Source organism: Actinokineospora sp. NPDC051303, assembly GCF_055586285.1.
The window spans coordinates 270,028-282,883 of sequence record NZ_JBVJIN010000001.1 but is presented as its reverse complement, the minus strand read 5'-3'; the positions used below and the strand labels follow the sequence as shown (position 1 = coordinate 282,883).

General features: G+C 70.7%; 13 protein-coding genes. 9 read left to right on the top strand and 4 right to left on the bottom strand.

The window, feature by feature from the left end:
- Positions 1–26: 26 nt before the first annotated feature.
- Positions 27–323: a DUF1330 domain-containing protein gene (locus ACZ6SD_RS01260; protein ID WP_465314873.1), complete on the bottom strand. Its 297-nt coding sequence runs from the start codon at positions 321–323 to the stop codon at positions 27–29.
- A 79-nt stretch (positions 324–402) separates the two neighbouring features.
- Between ACZ6SD_RS01260 and ACZ6SD_RS01255 the strand changes: the two genes are divergently transcribed.
- The 4 genes from ACZ6SD_RS01255 (at position 403) to ACZ6SD_RS01240 (ending at position 4,207) form a co-directional block, all read left to right on the top strand.
- Positions 403–1,056, top strand: coding sequence for a TetR/AcrR family transcriptional regulator (locus ACZ6SD_RS01255; protein WP_465314872.1), 654 nt, complete (start codon positions 403–405; stop codon positions 1,054–1,056).
- A 202-nt stretch (positions 1,057–1,258) separates the two neighbouring features.
- Positions 1,259–2,482 (top strand): extracellular solute-binding protein, encoded by a 1,224-nt coding sequence (locus tag ACZ6SD_RS01250; RefSeq protein WP_465314871.1) that lies wholly within the window; start codon positions 1,259–1,261, stop codon positions 2,480–2,482.
- Between the two features lie 4 nt (positions 2,483–2,486).
- On the top strand, positions 2,487–3,383 hold the full coding sequence (locus tag ACZ6SD_RS01245) for a carbohydrate ABC transporter permease (protein WP_465314870.1): 897 nt from the start codon (positions 2,487–2,489) through the stop codon (positions 3,381–3,383).
- Positions 3,380–4,207 carry a carbohydrate ABC transporter permease gene (locus ACZ6SD_RS01240; RefSeq protein ID WP_465314869.1) on the top strand — a complete coding sequence of 276 codons (828 nt, stop codon included), beginning with the start codon at positions 3,380–3,382 and terminating at the stop codon, positions 4,205–4,207. The genes ACZ6SD_RS01245 and ACZ6SD_RS01240 overlap by 4 nt, the downstream gene beginning before the upstream one ends.
- A gap of 47 nt (positions 4,208–4,254) precedes the next feature.
- Here ACZ6SD_RS01240 and ACZ6SD_RS01235 read toward each other — a convergent pair whose 3' ends face one another.
- A complete protein-coding gene (locus ACZ6SD_RS01235) occupies positions 4,255–5,394 on the bottom strand; it encodes a DUF418 domain-containing protein (RefSeq protein ID WP_465314868.1) in 1,140 nt (379 codons plus the stop codon).
- Between the two features lie 106 nt (positions 5,395–5,500).
- Positions 5,501–5,974 (bottom strand): TerB family tellurite resistance protein, encoded by a 474-nt coding sequence (locus ACZ6SD_RS01230; protein ID WP_465314867.1) that lies wholly within the window; start codon positions 5,972–5,974, stop codon positions 5,501–5,503.
- Positions 5,975–6,187: 213 nt separating this feature from the next.
- Here ACZ6SD_RS01230 and ACZ6SD_RS01225 point away from each other — a divergent pair, with 213 nt between their 5' ends.
- Genes ACZ6SD_RS01225 through ACZ6SD_RS01215 form a run of 3 tightly spaced genes read left to right on the top strand, consistent with a single transcriptional unit; the run spans position 6,188 to position 9,623 of the window.
- The gene (locus ACZ6SD_RS01225; protein ID WP_465314866.1) at positions 6,188–7,339 is read left to right on the top strand and encodes a polysaccharide pyruvyl transferase family protein; all 1,152 of its coding nucleotides are present in this window, start codon (positions 6,188–6,190) and stop codon (positions 7,337–7,339) included.
- On the top strand, positions 7,339–8,766 hold the full coding sequence (locus ACZ6SD_RS01220) for an FAD-dependent oxidoreductase (RefSeq protein ID WP_465314865.1): 1,428 nt from the start codon (positions 7,339–7,341) through the stop codon (positions 8,764–8,766). The genes ACZ6SD_RS01225 and ACZ6SD_RS01220 overlap by 1 nt, the downstream gene beginning before the upstream one ends.
- Positions 8,767–8,792: 26 nt before the next feature.
- On the top strand, positions 8,793–9,623 hold the full coding sequence (locus ACZ6SD_RS01215; RefSeq protein WP_465314864.1) for a GNAT family N-acetyltransferase: 831 nt from the start codon (positions 8,793–8,795) through the stop codon (positions 9,621–9,623).
- Here the strand turns inward: ACZ6SD_RS01215 and ACZ6SD_RS01210 are convergent.
- Positions 9,605–10,291 (bottom strand): methyltransferase domain-containing protein, encoded by a 687-nt coding sequence (locus tag ACZ6SD_RS01210; RefSeq protein WP_465314863.1) that lies wholly within the window; start codon positions 10,289–10,291, stop codon positions 9,605–9,607. The two genes, ACZ6SD_RS01215 and ACZ6SD_RS01210, sit on opposite strands and share 19 nt — an antisense overlap.
- A 189-nt stretch (positions 10,292–10,480) precedes the next feature.
- Between ACZ6SD_RS01210 and ACZ6SD_RS01205 the strand changes: the two genes are divergently transcribed.
- On the top strand, positions 10,481–11,029 hold the full coding sequence (locus tag ACZ6SD_RS01205; protein ID WP_465314862.1) for a hypothetical protein: 549 nt from the start codon (positions 10,481–10,483) through the stop codon (positions 11,027–11,029).
- Positions 11,030–11,363: 334 nt separating this feature from the next.
- Positions 11,364–12,227, top strand: a complete 864-nt coding sequence (locus ACZ6SD_RS01200) for a metallopeptidase (protein ID WP_465314861.1) — start codon at positions 11,364–11,366, stop codon at positions 12,225–12,227.
- Positions 12,228–12,856: the final 629 nt, after the last annotated feature.

Below are 12,856 nucleotides of genomic sequence, written 5' to 3'. Positions count from 1 at the left end.
TCATGGCGGGTGGTGATCGAAGCGGGTCACCCGGGAACGCCTTCGGCGAAAAGCATCCGCAGGTCCATCGTGCCCGCGCGCACCTCGATCGCCTTCGTGTACTCGGGCGAGGAGTACCACCGCTTGGCCTGGTCCAGGTCGGGGAACTCCAGCACGACCAGGCGCCGCGACGGCGACCACGTGCCCTCGGCCGCGGTCACGTCGGTGGTCTGCACCAGGTAGCTGCCGCCGTATTGCTCGATCGACGGCACCGCCAGCGCCCGGTATTCCGCCACCCGCGAGTCGTCCAGCACGTCGACCTCGACTATCACGTACCCGCTCATATGCACTCTCCAGTCCGTCAAACTGCACTGACTAGTGCATCTTACCCACCAGGCACGTGCCGTTGGCTACGATCACCCGGTGAGCGCGAGCAAGGCGACGGCACCGCTCGGCCGAGGCCGCATCGACAAGCGGGCGGCGATCCTCGACGCCGCGTTCGCGGTGTTCGCCCGCGAGGGCTACGCCCAGGCCGGGGTGGACGTGATCGCGGCCGAGGCGGGCGTGGCCAAGCACACTGTCTACAACCACTTCGGCCACAAGGAAAACCTGTTCCGCGAGGTGGTCTCGGCAGACGCGGACCGAGCACTGGCCAAGAACCTCGCCGCCATTGCCCGGCTCCGCGACCGCGGCGGCGACCTGCGGGCCATGCTGGAGGACCTCGCCCACCGCCTGGCCCAATGCCACTGCGACGACCGCGCCCAGGCCCTGCGCAGGCTGCTGCACGCCGAGCCCACCCGCCACCCCGACCTGCTCGACAGCGTGTGGCGGCGGACGACCGAGCAGGTGCTGGAAGCGCTCGCCGACCGACTGGCCCGCCTGTCCGTCACCGGCCGCCTGCGAACCGACGACCCCGAGCGCGCCGCGGAGCAGTTCGCCGCCCTGCTCACCGGTCCCCTGGAAAGCCGCTCCCGGTTCGGCACCAGACCGATTCCCGACGCCGAGCTGCGCCAGATCGCCAAGGCCGCGGTGCACACTTTCTTGCTGGCCTTCGGACCACCGCAGGCGAACGACTGATCACGGTTCGGCCCGCTCGACAGCCAAACCCGGGTGGTTTGGTCGCACTTCTCAGTGGGTAGTGACTTTCCGTCTTCGGGAGGGCGCTATGGGGTCGGGCGGGGTGGTTCGGGCAGGCGTTCTCGCGGTTGTCGCTGGTGCGGTGGTGGGGTGCGGCGGGTTGGGCGCCTCGGTGGCGGATCGGCCGGATGTGCTGACGACCATGGGGTTCGGGCTGCCGGACGAGCACGCCACGGCGCGGGTGGCGGTGTTTCGGGGGAAGTACCCGGGGATCGATCTGCGGATCACCGAGGGGGCCTTTGACGAGCAGCAGTTCCTCTCGGCCGTGGCCAGTGGGGAGCCGCCGGACCTGGTGTACGCCGATCGGTTGAAGTTGGGCAGTTACGCGGCTCGCGGGGCGGTGCAGCCGATTGACGACTGCCTGCGGTCGCGTGGGGTGGCGTTGGCGGATTATCGGGCCGCCGCTGTGCGGCAGGTGAGTTACGACGGTCGGGTGTACGGGGTGCCCGAGTTCGCCACGGTGCGGGTGCTGATCGTCAACAACGGGCCGGTTCGGGCGGCGGGGATCGATCCGGCCCGGCTGTCCACAACGGACTGGTCGGTGCTCGCCGAGCAGGCGGGGAAGCTGGTCGCGCGCGACGGCGGCCGGTTTCGGCGGATCGGGGTCGATCCGAAGCTGCCGGACTTCCTTCCGCTGTGGGCCAAGGCGAACGGCGTCGAGCTGATCGGCGCGGACGGGCGGGCGCGGCTGGACGACCCGGCCGTGGTGGAAGCGCTGCGGTTCACCACCGATTTGGTGAAGCGACAGGGCGGGTGGGCGTCGTTCAAGGCGTTCCGGGACAGCTTCGACGAGTTCGGCGCGGGCAACCAGTACGCCAGGGAACAGTTGGCCGTGATGCCGATGGAATCGTTCTACCTCAACACTTTGGCCACCCACTCCCCCGGCGTCGACGTGACGGTCGCGCCGTTCACCGACCGGCGTGGCGTGCCCACGACCGAACTCGGCGGCCAAGCCTGGGCGATCCCCAAAGGGGCACGGCATCCGGAGCACGCCTGCGACTTCCTGGTCACGATGACCGCCAAGGACACCTGGGTCACCGCGGCCAGAGCCCGCCGCGACGCGCTCGCCAAACAGGGCAAGCCCTACGGCGGCACGTTCACCGCCAACCGGGCCGCCGACGAGGCCATCTTCGCCACGGTCTACGCCCCGCAGGGCAATCGCATTCTCGACCAAGGCGTGCCGATCGTGCTCGGCCTGCAGGAGAAGGCTTTCGCGCTGCCGCCGAGCCCGGCGGGCGGCGACCTGGTCCGGGCGTGGCAGTCGGCGGCCACCCGCGTGCTCACCGGCGACCAGACCCCCGAGGAGGCCCTGCGGCAGGCGCAGCGGGAAGCCGACCAGGCCGTCGACCGAATCGTCGGGAGGTAAGCCGGTGGCCAAGGCCGAGAACAGGGCGGCGTGGGGTTTCCTGGCCCCCTGGGTGATCGGGTTCCTGGTGTTCACCGCGGGTCCGATGCTCGTCAGCCTCTGGCTGTCGCTCACCAACTACGACATGCTCAAGCCGCCGGTCTACGTCGGCGCGGACAACTACCGCGAGCTGTTCGCCGACCCGAAAGTCGCGACAGCGCTGTACAACACGCTGTTCTTCACCGTCCTGCACGTGCCGCTGCAGATCGCGCTGGGGCTGGCGCTGGCGAGCCTGCTGCGGCGGGCCGGCCGGGCGGGCGGGTTTTTCCGCACCGTGCTCTACCTGCCGGTGATGACGCCGCCGGTCGCGTTGGCCGCGCTGTTCCTGTTGCTGCTCAACGGGCAGACCGGCGCGATCAACGACGTGCTCGGCTGGTTCGGCTTCACCGGGCCGAACTGGACGACCGATCCGGTGTGGGTGAAGCCGGGGCTGGTGCTGATGAGCCTGTGGACGGTCGGCGGCACCGCGGTCATCTACCTCGCCGCGCTCACCCGGGTGCCGCCGGAACTCTACGAGGCCGCTCGACTCGACGGCGCGAGCCCGTGGCGGCAGTTCCGGCACGTCACCCTGCCGATGATCAGCGGCACGGTGTACTTCACGGTCATCGTCAACACCATCGCCTCGCTCCAAGTCTTCACCGAGGCGTATGTGATGTTCTACGGCAACAGCGAGACCGCCGCTGGCCGCGACGACACGGCCCTGTTCTACGTCATCTACCTGTTCCAGCAGGCGTTCGGCTCGCTGCGGATGGGGTACGCGTCGGCGCTGGCGTGGATGCTGTTCCTGGTCATCGCCGTGATCACCGTCGTCCAGGTTCGGGTGAGCAGACGCCTGGTCCACTACGAGGGCGAGCCGCGGTGACCCGGCCGGGGCGGGTGGCGTGCCTGGTGGCGCTGGGCGTGGTCGGCGTCGCGTTCGTGTCCCCGTTCGTGTGGCTGGTGAGCGCGTCGCTCAAGCCGCGCGCGCACGTGTTCGACAACGCCCTGCTCCCCCGGCCGTTCGCGCCGGAGAACTTCGTCGCGGTGTGGGAGGCCGCGCCGCTGCTCGTCTGGATCGGCAACAGCATCGCGGTCGGGCTCGCCGCGGCCGCGGCGGCGACCGTGTCGAGCGCCCTGGTGGCCTACGGTTTCGCCCGGTTCCGCTTCCGCGGGCGGAACCTGCTGTTCGGCCTGGTGCTGGCGACGATGATGCTGCCCGGCGCGGTCACGATGGTGCCGGTCTACCTGGAATGGCACGCGGTCGGACTGGCCACCACGCAAATCCCGCTGTGGGCGCAGAACCTATTCGGCTCGGCGTTCTACATCTTCCTGCTGCGCCAGTTCTTTCTCGGCCTCCCCGGCGAGGTGTTCGACGCCGCCCGCGTCGACGGCGCCGGGCACCTGCGCTCGTTCACCGCGATCGCGCTGCCGCTGGCCCGCCCGGCAATGATCGTGGTGTTCGTCTTCGAGCTGCGGGCGGCGTGGACCGATCTCGTCAAGCCGTTGATCTACCTGCGCGAGTCGCGGTTCTTCACGCTTCCCCGCGGCCTCAAGACAATCCTCGACCAGTTCGGCCAGGGCGGGGAGGCCGAGTGGGAGATCGTGCTGGCCGCCAGTGTGATCGCCACCGCGCCGATGATCCTGCTTTTCCTGCTCGCCCAACGGTATTTCGTCCGCGGCCTGGTGACCCAGCACGTCGAGCAGTGACACCGTGCGGGCGGGGCGGCCACGCCACCCCGCCCGCACGGATCGGCTCACTGGACGGGTTGCGGTTCCCGTCGGCGCTGCGGCGCCTGGTAAGCCCACTGCCAGAACGCTTCCACCGGCCCCCGGGAGAAGCGGCGCAGCCACCAGGACGCGGCGACCGTCAGCAGGGCCGAGATCAGCAGCCAGCCCACCGCCGTCCACAGTGGAACGTTCGAGCCGAGGTGGGCGGCCAGGCCGAAACCCCACTGGTAGAATACGATCGACGCGATCAGGTTCTGGGCGATGTAGCAGGTCAGCGCCATCCGGCCGACCGAGGTGAGCCCGCGCCGCACCAGGCCCGGGGCGGACCGCATCCCGAGCACCAGGCTGGTGACCAGCCCCAGCAGGCCAAACGCGACGACCGGGGCGCACACATAGCGGTCGAACAGGAACCAGTCCCCGCCCGCCACCCCGGCCGCGGCGGTCATCGGCACGCCCGCGCCGAGTCCCCACCCGATCAGCCGCGCCCGCAGCCGCCGTCCCCGGTCGGAGTCCTCCAGCGCGCCCGCCCGCAGCAGCGCCGCGCCGGCCAGGAAAAGCAGGGTGCTCAACGGAAGCACGAAGAACACCTCCGCCCGATAGGTGCCGAAAAACTCCACCCTGGCCGCCATCTGGGCGAGCCAGTTCGTCGTGTCCCCCGGCACCGACGCGCCGCCCGCCTCAGCCTCCCCGGTCACGAGGCCCGCGGTGACCAACCCGACGAACGCCAGGTGCACGGCACCCGCGGCGACCATCCACCGGCGGATCACCCGGGCCCGCCGCCCCACCAGATAGGCCACGAACACCGAGACGACGGCGTACCACATGAGCACGTCGAACTCGAAGATCAGCACGTAGTGCGCCAGCCCTTCGAGCAGCAGCAGCGCCGAGCGCCACAGGTACCACCCCGGCCACCGCGCGCCCCGCCGCAGCGCGGCGCCGTGCTGCAACGCCAGTCCGACGCCGAACAGAATGGACAGCAGCGCGAGGAACTTGCCGTTGCTCAGCGCCAGCAACACCGACTCCGCGCTGCCGGACGCGGCCGAGCCGAAGCCCTCGATGAAACTCGGCGCGCCTCTCGGGCTGGTGAAAACCCAGATGTTGGTGCCCAGCGTGCCTAGGATCGCCACACCGCGCAGCACGTCCAAGGCCGTGATCCGACCACTCATTCGTCCCCCCTCGTGTTCCTCCGCGGGAAACGCTAGGGGTGGCGCGGCGCCGGGGACCATCCGTCGTTCGACGGAGGCCCCTCCGCCCTCGGGATGATCCGCCGCGCTAGTCGGTGTGGAACAACGCTTTGCGTATCCGGACGATGGCGCTCTCCATGTCCACCAAGGCGTGCAGGACGGACACGACGTCGTCGGCCACGTCCAGCAGCCGCGCGGCCTGCTCGACCCGCGCCCGTTCGGCTTCCCCGTAGACGCCGTCCGCGCCGCACATCTGGATCGCGTGGTAGATCAGATGGGGCGCGGGCGTCCAGGTGGCGGCGTCGACCTTGATGCCGGTGGTCAGCGCGCGCAGATCGGCTGCGGAGTAGTCGAAGTCGCGGTAGGCGGCGATGACTTCCTCTGGCGCGCCGAACTTGCGCTGGTGGCGCGCCAGCCAGTCGAACTCCGCCGGGGACACCTCGCCGTCCGCGCCCGCGATCGCCAGCAGCGCGCAGCCGTAGTCGTACATGGCCCGCGCGCTCGCCGCGTTGATGCCGTACTCGGCCGCGCCGAACTCCGTGGTCAGCAAGTCGTCGGACATGTCGTCGCCCTTCGGATGGCCCCTTTGGCAGGCAAGGTAACAACGCGTGGTCGCATCGGCACGCTGAGAGGCGACCGTCCGCGGCGGCGCGTCGCCGGGACGAGTGGCTGGCCCGGCTTGTCCGTTTGCCGACCCCGAGACGGGGTATGCGGTGATCGGTGCCTCACCGACGCGGGCCTATCCAGGATCGGCACAAGAGCTGGGAGCATCGTGATGACGGACAGGCTTGGTCGGCCCGCGATCGGCGTGCTGGGCTCCTACGGCGGCCTCAACCAGGGCGACGAGGCGATCCTGACCTGCGTGCTGGACAGCCTGCGCGTCCAGTGCCCCGGCGCGCGGGTCGTGGTGTTCAGCCGCGACGCCGAGCACACCCGCGCGCACCACGACGTGGCCGAGGTCGTGGGCTGGGAGGGCATGAGCCAGCGGCAGTCGCTTGAGGTGCTGTCCCGGCTGGACGTCCTGATGCTCGGCGGCGGCGGGGTGCTCTACGACAGCGAGGCGCGCCGGTACCTGCGCCTGGTCCGCACCGCCCGGGAGTGCGGCGTCCCCAGCTTCGCCTACGCGGTCGGGGTCGGGCCGCTGACCGACGCCGACGACCGGCAGATCGTGCGCGAGACGCTCGCGGACATGCTGGCCGTGATCGTGCGGGACGAGGAGTCCCGGCTGATCCTCGAAGAGGTCGGCGTCACCCGGGACATCGTGGTGACCGCCGACCCAGCCCTGCTGCTCACGCCGGAGGAGTTCTCCGAGAACATGCTGCGCTGCGAGGGGATACCCGAGGGCGTGCGGCTGGTCGGCATGTCGGTGCGCGAGCCGGGGCGGGCGGCGGAGAAACTCGACGAGAGCGGCTACCACGCGCTGCTGGGCGACGTGGCCGACTTCCTGGTGAGCCGGATGGACGCGCACGTGGTGTTCATGCCGATGGAGCGGCAGGACGTGCGGCACGCGCACGCGGTGCTGTCGCAGATGACCGCGCCGGAAAAGGGGCGGGTGCTCAACGGCTCCTACCGGCCGCGGCAGCTGCTGGGGCTCATGCGGCACCTGGACCTCGCGGTGGGGATGCGGCTGCATTTCTTGATCTTCGCCGCGGTCAGCGGCGTGCCGTTCCTGCCGCTGCCCTACGCGGGCAAGGTGTTCGACTTCGCCCGAGCGGCGGGCGCACCCGCGCTGACCAGGGTCGCCCGCGAGCAGTGCGGGCTGCTGATGGCCGAGATCGACCGGCTGTGGGACGAGCGCGACGGGCGGCGCGACGAACTCGCCCGGCGGGTGCGCGTCCTGCGGGAGCGGGCGCTGACCAACCACACCTGGTGCGCGAAGCTGCTCGACCAGGTGAGCAAACCCGCGCCCGCGGCCACGGAGGTGTGATGGGAGTCCTGCGTCCGTTCGACAACCCGCCGACGGTCACCCTGCCGCCCCGCGCCGCGCCGCTGGCTGCCCGGGTCGACGTGCTGGTCGTCGGCGGCGGGCCAGCCGGACTGGGCGCCGCGCTCGGCGCGGCGGAGACGGGCGCGGAGGTGGCGCTGGTCGAGCGGTACGGCTTCCTCGGCGGCAACGCCACCGCGGCGCTGGTCATGCCGCTGATGTCGTTCCACAACGAGAAGAAGCAGGCCGTCGCGGGCGACGACACCCGGCTGCTGCCCACCGACCACGGCGAGGGCGACGTGGTCGTCGCGGGCGCGCTGTGGGTGCTGCTGGAGCGGCTGATCCGGCGGCACGGGGCGATCGCGCCGTCGCAGGCCACCGGCTACACGGTCCCGTTCGACCCGGAGCTGTTCAAGCTGGTCGCCCTGGACCTGCTGGACGAGTCCGGGGTCAAGCTGCTGTTCCACGCGTTCGCCTCCGACGCGCTGCCGGTGGACGACGGGTGGCAGGTGGTGTTCGAGGGCAAGTCGGGGCCGGTGGTGATCGAGGCGCGCACGGTGATCGACTGCACCGGCGACGGCGACGTCGCCACCGCGGCCGGGGCGCCGTACGAGGTGGGCAGGCCAGACGACGGCCTAGTCCAGCCGATGACCCTGATGTTCCGCATGGTCGAGTTCGCGCAGCCGAGGTTCGCCGAGTACGTCCGGGAGCACCCGGACCAGTGGCGCGGCGTGCACGGGCTCTGGGACCTGGTCCGGGAGGCGGGCGAGGCGGGCGAGCTGCGGCTGCCGCGCGAGGACATCCTATTCTTCGCCACCCCGCACGAGCGCGAGGTGAGCGTCAACAGCACCCGGGTCACCGGCCTGGTCGGCACCAGCGTGTGGGACCTCAGCCGCGCGGAGTGCCTGGCCCGGCGGCAGCTGGAGCAGATCGACCACTTCCTGCGCACGCACGTGCCCGGCTTCGAGCAGTCCTACCTGGCGCAGAGCGGCGTGCAGATCGGCGTCCGGGAGACCCGCCGGGTGCTGGGCGACTACCAGCTCACCGGGGACGACATCCTCACCGCGCGGCCGTTCAGCGACGCCATCGCCCAGGGCGCCTACCCGGTCGACATCCACAACCCGGCGGGCGTGGGCACCACCCTGCACCGCGTGCCGCAGGGCAAGGCGTACGACATCCCGCTGCGCTGCCTGCTGCCGCGCGACACCGAGCGGATGCTCGTCGCCGGGCGGTGCATCAGCGGAACGCACGTGGCGCACTCGTCCTACCGGGTGATGCCGATCGCCATGGCCACCGGGCAGGCGGCCGGGGTGTGCGCCGCCCTGGCTGTGCAGAGCGGCCATGTGCCGCGCGAGGTGACGGCCACCGCCGTCCAACGCGAACTGCGGCGGCAGGGCGCGGCGTTGCGGGAAGGCGTCGGCGAGCACTGATCTCGCGGTCGGGCAGACTGGGCGGCATGAGGGGCATGCAGGAGCTGACCCAGCGGGTGTGGTCGGCGACGAGCCCGCACCATGTGGGCGACCTCGCCTGGGGGCGGTCGCACACCGAGACCGCCGACTGGCCCATCGCGGTGTGGGAGGCCGAGGGCCGGGTCGTGGCCTGGGGGTGGGCCAACCTCCCCGACGACCTGCGACTCCAGGTGGACCCGGCGCACCCGCACCTGGTCGGGGAAATCCTCGCCTGGTTCGACGACCTGGCCGAGGGCGGGCTCCGGGAAATCAACCCGCTGGACACGCAGACTCTCCTGGTGGAGACGCTGATAGCGCACGGCTACCGCCCACGCGACGACGCGCCCTTCTTCGCCTACCACCGCCACAACCTGAGCGCGCTGCCCGACCCGGTGCTGCCCCAGGGCTTCACCGCCCGCCCGATCCGCGGGGAGCCGGACCTCGACCAGCGCGTCGCGGTCCACCAGGCGGCATGGAACTCCACCCGCGTCACCCCAGAGTCGTATCGCAAGGTCATGGCCGCCTGGCCCTACCGCGCCGACCTCGACTGGGTGATCGAATCCCCCGACGGCGACTTCGCCGCCAACTGCCTGATCTGGCTGGACCCCGCCAACCAGGTCGGCCTGATCGAACCGGTGGGCACCGCCCCCGCCTACCGCCGCCGTGGCCTCTCCCGCGCCGTCTGCCTGGCCGCCCTGCACGCCCTCAAAGCCGCGGGCGCCACCCAAGCCATCGTCTACCCCCGCGGCGACGCCGGGTACCCGATTCCGCAAGTCCTGTACCGGGGGCTGGGGTTCCGCCCGTACGCCCGCACCCGCACCTACGCCAAACAGGACTGACCGCCTGGGCGCGCCCAGATCGCTTCCCACTGACACCAGTGCCCCGGTGCGGGCGGCACCCGACGCTCGGTCACCTTGACCGGACCGACGACCGCCTCGAACTCCAGCGGCACAAGGCTTTCAAGTTCGGCCTGGCTGAAGAAGTGGATGTCCAGCCCGCGCTTGGGCCCGGCGGTGTACCGGATGGTCACGCCGCCGTCGTCGGGTGCCTCGGTGATCTCGTGGTCCGGATAGAAGTGCGTCCCCACCGCGTTGACTCGGACGCAGAACAACCCGCCGGGGCGCACTCGCGCAGCGGCGGCGGCCAGATGGGCGTGGCACTGGGCGCGGTCGCCGTGTTGGAAGACCTGGATGCCCATGACCAAGGGAAACAGCAGGTCCTGGGGCAGATCGTCAACGGTCCCGCGCACCAGCCGATCCGGGGGCAGATCAGGCAGGCGGGCGCGCAGGCACGCCAACGCTCGCTCGGACACGTCCACGCCGACAAGATCGATGCCCGCGTCCCGTAGCGGGATGAAGTTGCGCCCGTTGCCGCAGCCGACGTCCAGGCCCGACCGGATCGCCCGAGAACGCGCTTCCCGGACGGTGGTCTCGACCAACGCCACTGGCGGATCGGCAGCGTAGCGACCACGGCGATACTCGGCATCCCAGCTTTCGGCTGCGGTCATGCGCTCACCTGTCTCGGAGTCAGGTGGATGGTGGGGAGGTTCATGGTCCATTCGTTGGCGTTGGCACGGGGAGGATACCGATTCACGCGAGCAATCCGCGACGACGAGCGGACGCGACCGGCCATCCGGTGGACGTCCGCCAAGTACCTGCGCGATCACGCGACCGAGGACCACCCCGCGGGTGCGCGCGTGCTGAACGATATCGCCGCCGACGTGGGCTGCCGTGCGGCGCTGCGTTGGCAGGCGGCTTATGAGTTGACCAACTTCGGTGCTCGGGGGCGGGAGTGGGGAGTGGCGGCTCTGCAAGGGATCGCCGCGGATGAGACCCACCCGGTTCTCGCCCGGGTCAATGCCATGCGGGTGTTGGGGTGGGTGCGGCCCGACCTTCGGAGTGACGCGCTTCGGCTCTTGCGGGAGCTTCGGAGGGCCGAGAACCCCTTGCACCGCATTCAGGTTTTTCGGGTTATCGGCGAGTTCGAGGCTCTCGAAGGAACGACCGGGCTGCGGATGATGGCAGATGACCGCGCGTTGGGTCCCGTCGTCCGGTTGCGGTGTGCCGATGGGATTGCTGAGTTGCGCCGTGATTACCGGCAAACCGCGGCCATCGTGGCTCGGGAGATCGCGCACGATTCAGCGGTTGCCCGGCACGTCCGGATCAGGACTGCTGGGAATCTCGCTCGGTGGAGCGAGCTGTGCCGTGGCGAAGCCCGGAAATTGCTGGTTGAACTCAAGGGTTGAGCCTACGCGCGGATTCGGGTGCGACGGCCTGCCCGCGGTCCGGGACGCGGGCGTGCGACCGTTCGGCGGGCGCTGAGCGGGCCGCGTGGGGAACCCGTTGTCCACTCACGACGTCGAGGCGCCGCAACGCTTTCGCTGGCGAACGGGGTCCGCTGCCGGACGGGGTGGCGATGGCGAGCGCCGCCCAGTGTGGAGGAACACCACACTGGGCCTCGGATCCGGGCGACACGGGTAGCTGCGGCCAAATGGGTGGCATGGGATGCCAAGGGAACTCCGTTCGGCGCGAGTTCGTAGTAGAAGAGGACTCGACTGTTGCGAGGAAAGGAGAACGCGGGTGACTGCGGTGGACACGCGCGGGGATCTGGTGCCGATGCGGACCGACTTCGACGTGGTGTGGCGCGGGTACGACGTGGGCCAGGTTCGGCGCTACGTCGAGAGCGTCGAAGCCGACCTGCGGCTGCTCGCCAGTGATCGGGACGCGGCGGTCGAGCAGGTGCGGGAGTTGGCGCGGCAGCTCGACGCGGCGCGGTCCGACGTCCAGAATCTGCGGGAGCAGGTGGACCGGATCTCGCGGGCGCCGATCGACCCGAACGCGGTCACCGACCGGCTGCGGCGGATGGCCGAACTCGCGCACGAGGAGGCGGCCGAGATCACCGCGCGGGCGCGGGCCGCGGCCGAGCACCACTGGGCCGCGACGAACGAAGCCGCCGCCGGGCTGCTGCGGCGGCACCAGCAGTTGGCCGCCGCGCTCGACAAGCGCCGTCAGGAAATGGAAGCCGAGCACCAGGAAGTGCTGCGCCGCGCGGACGAACAGATCCGGGCCGAGGCCGCCGAGGCCGAACGCCGCCGCCGGGAACTCGATGAACAGGCCGAGGCGCGACGCAAGCAGATCCAAGAAGACTTCGCCTTGGCGATGGCGGCCCGCAGGGCGGAAGCCACCGCCGCCATGGCCAAACAGCAAGCCGCCGCGAAGGCACACGCCGAGCGCCTGGTCAGCGACGCCAAGGCACACGTCGGGCGAATCCTCGCCGAGGCCCGTGACCGACTGGCCGCACTACGGGAACAGCGCGAGCGCATCGCGGCGGAATTGCGCGCCACCCAACGGCTGCTGACCGAAGCCGATCCACTGCTCGCCCCGGTGCCGCAAACCCGGCCCCACGTGGTCGAACCAGAACGAGAACCCGCGCTAGCCGGCTGACCGCACGGAAACTGCGGCCTGGACGGGTGTCCACGCCCACCCCAGCCCGGAGGCCACCTGACTCAGCATCCTTTCACGCGGCCCCATGAGCGGGGACCGGCAGTCGCTAGGCCGCGCAGACGCGCCCCGGGTGGTTGAACCAGAACGACAACCCGCACTGGCCAGCTGACCACACGGAAAACCGGCCTGGACGGGTGTCGCGGGCACCTCCGGTCCGGAGGTCGCCTTGACTCAGCACGCCTTCCACATAAACCCCACGAGCCGGGGACCCGGCAGTCGCTCGGCCCAGTGGGGCAACGCGGCCCCGGGTGGCCGAACAGGAAAAACAACCGCGCTAGCCGGTTAACCGCACGGAAACCCGGCCTGGACGGGTGTCCACGCCCGCCCAGGCGGGCGTCCCCGGCCCGGAGACCCCTTGACCCAGCACACCTTCCCACAGAAACCCGCGAGCCGGGGACCGGCAGTCGCTCGACCCGGCACCGCAAACGCCGCCCCACGAAGTCGAACCAGAACGACAACCCGCGCTAGCCGGCTGACCACACAGAAACCCGGCCTGGAGGGGTGTCCGCACCCACCCGGCGGGCACCCCCGACCCTGAGATCACCTTGACCCAGCACGCCTTCCACGTG